Origin of the sequence: Gordonia otitidis NBRC 100426 (assembly GCF_000248075.1) — a bacterium.
GTDB classification, from domain to species: Bacteria; Actinomycetota; Actinomycetes; order Mycobacteriales; family Mycobacteriaceae; genus Gordonia; species Gordonia otitidis.
The window spans coordinates 1-2,007 of the sequence record NZ_BAFB01000043.1 but is presented as its reverse complement, the minus strand read 5'-3'; the positions used below and the strand labels follow the sequence as shown (position 1 = coordinate 2,007).

The window sequence follows — 2,007 nt, the reverse complement described above, 5'->3', positions numbered from 1 at the left end:
TTCCAACCCGACCTGCCACTGTCCTTCCGGGACGCATACGCACTCGTGTTCAAGAGAGGTGGATACCTGGGCAGGGACGCTCAAATCGCGCTCGCCAATCGCCTACGCAGCGTCCCCTCCGCCAAAGTGTCGCGCCAGGTCCGCGGGGCAATCAACCAAGGTCGCACTGACGAGGAACGCATCAAGCTCATCACCGAGGTGCTCGACGAGGCCGGAATCAGCGCACCACAGCCACGCGAACCCCTCCCCGATGTCGAGAAGCACGAAGTCCGCCTCGTGACCTGGCTCGCCGTGAAAGGTACACGGGCACTTGAGGAGACAGCACAGTGACCTTCGATGCACGCTACTCCGTCGATCAAAGCCTGCACCACCTCGCGCAACGACTCGACCCGATCATTGGCACCAAGTTGGCGCCCAGCCTCAGCGGCCTTCCATGGCCGACAGTCCTGAGTGAGCTCGACAAGATGAAGGGCAAACCACCCAAGTCTTACTCTGCTGCCGACCTGCAATCGCAACTCAGAATGATCACCGAACGCCTCGGCAAACTCGGGTTCCCGTTTGATGACTACACACGCGTGGTCACCACTCTCGGCAACGAACTGCGGATTGTCCGAAACCGGTGGGCACACCATGATGACCTGACTACATTGGATGCCTGGCGCGCAAACGATTTCGCGGTACGACTCCTAGAGCACTTCGGTGACGACCAGGGTGCCGCCGATGCGCGAAAGCTTCGTGACGAAGCCTTCGACGCCTTGGTCGAGGCGAAAGTTGTCGCTGAGCACGTCGCACCGACGCCTCCGCAACAGCACACCGAGGCGCCGGAGCCCGATGCCGAAGCTGAGCCGGACTCGGACGTCGTCCGCCCAGACCCTGCCGTGTTGAAGCGCTCCGACTCTGCGAGCACCCCAACCATCGGCTCCGGACGGTCGGAGTTCGAACCGTGGACAGTCGTCGTGGTCGGTGATGTTGATGTTCTCGATGCCTTGCCGAAGAAGGTCGCCAAGGAACAGGTCCGTGCTGTCGCGACTGAGATCGCCGAGTTCGAAGGCCCGATCCACATCAATCGGCTGGCCCAGCTCACAGCTGCATCCTTTGGAGTGCGACGGCTTTGGCCGGCGCGCGAGAAGAAGCTGATCTACCAGATAAAACAGACCGGGCTGGTCATCGATGGCGAAAAGTGCGTCTGGCCAACCGATCTCGATCCAGCAACATGGGCTGAGTTCCGGCCCAACGACAGCACTGTCGACCGACCGTTCACTGAGATCAGCCCCGCCGAGGTCGCCAACGCGATGCGCTTGCTTCGAGCCGACAACCCGAAGATCAGCGACGCCGACCTCGACGCTGCGACCCTCCGAACCTTTGGACGTAAGCGCAAGACGAAACAGTTCACTGCCCACCTCGACCACGCCCGCAAACTGGTATGAGGCGAACATCTGCAAATCGAAGTCGGTGGAGACCCGCGACGATTCCCCGCCCTAATTGGAGTGAAGAATGATCAAATCGGTTGACAATGTTCCGGTGTATACCCTGCTCAGCCCAGAGAACGCCGTTGTGTATCGCGTACCGACCTACCAGCGAGAATACTCCTGGACCAAGCAGCAGTGGGATGACCTGTTCGATGACTTCCTCGACACAGTAGGTGACTCGGGGCACTTTCTCGGGACAATCATCTGCGTCAATCAGACTGAAAACTCCACCAAAGAGACCGTGCTTGAACTCATTGATGGGCAGCAACGGATGACGACGCTGTCGCTGTTGCTCGCGGCCATTCACGGTTGTCTGGAGTCCCATCGCGTTGAACTCGATGAGGACGACCTAACAGATTTGACAAATCTCCGACGTCAACTGATCCTTCGACACCCGATCCGAGCGCGGCTGCGGCCGCAGAAGCAGAACTCTAACTACGAGGACTATCTGAACGCTCTGTCTCGGGTGGGGATCGACATCGAGGCCCCAAAGGTAAAGAATCTCGGAAACCGTCGAATTATGCGGGCCTGTAATCAT

At 59.3% G+C, this 2,007-nt stretch carries 3 protein-coding genes; all 3 read left to right on the top strand.

The window, feature by feature from the left end:
• Positions 1-330 (top strand): hypothetical protein (locus GOOTI_RS04460; RefSeq protein ID WP_007237381.1); only part of this gene is annotated, 330 nt, incomplete at its 5' end.
• A complete protein-coding gene (locus GOOTI_RS04455) occupies positions 327-1,427 on the top strand; it encodes a DUF3320 domain-containing protein (RefSeq protein ID WP_007237380.1) in 1,101 nt (366 codons plus the stop codon). The genes GOOTI_RS04460 and GOOTI_RS04455, both read left to right, overlap by 4 nt.
• 67 nt (positions 1,428-1,494) lie before the next feature.
• Positions 1,495-2,007 (top strand): DUF262 domain-containing protein (locus GOOTI_RS04450; protein WP_007237379.1); only part of this gene is annotated, 513 nt, incomplete at its 3' end.